Genomic DNA, 493 nt, shown 5'->3' on the forward strand with positions numbered 1-493 from the left:
GACAGCTGATGCTGGCCAGACGCCGGCGGCCGTCAACCGGCTCACGAAACAGAGTGCGGCGGTCGAGCTTGGCCACCCACCTGCCGTCCGCCCGTTGGCTGAAGGCAAACCCGGCGATATACTCCAGCCGCTCCTGGGAGAAGAGCGATTCGCGCGGCAGGACCCGAAAACGGCTGATCGCCTCTGCCCGCGACGCGAACACCTTGGCCGGTTTCTGGCCGAGTTTGCGCAAGAACTGGACAGCCGACTCGGGATAGCTCACGGTCGTATCGACCATCACCAAGCCGGCCAGCTCATCAGCGTGCTCGGTCGCATAGATGACCGCGTTGTGCCCGCCCATGGAGTGGCCCACCAGCACCGGCCGCTCAACGCCGATCTTGGCCAGGAGCTGGTGGAGATCGTCGATGTAGTGGCGCGTACTGTAGGCCGGGGGGTCGGCGTGCTGACTGTCCCCGTGGCCCCGCCAGTCTGGAGCGATGACGTGGAAATCGTC

Annotated in this window: 1 protein-coding gene; it reads right to left on the reverse strand. The window is 65.7% G+C overall.

Translation table 11 applies throughout. The features are described 5' to 3' along the window. On the reverse strand, positions 1-493 hold a 493-nt coding region (locus J4F42_13550; GenBank protein ID MCE2486535.1), incomplete at both ends, for an alpha/beta fold hydrolase.

Source organism: Desulfurellaceae bacterium, assembly GCA_021296095.1.
In the GTDB taxonomy this organism is placed as follows: domain Bacteria; phylum Desulfobacterota; class Binatia; order Bin18; family Bin18; genus JAAXHF01.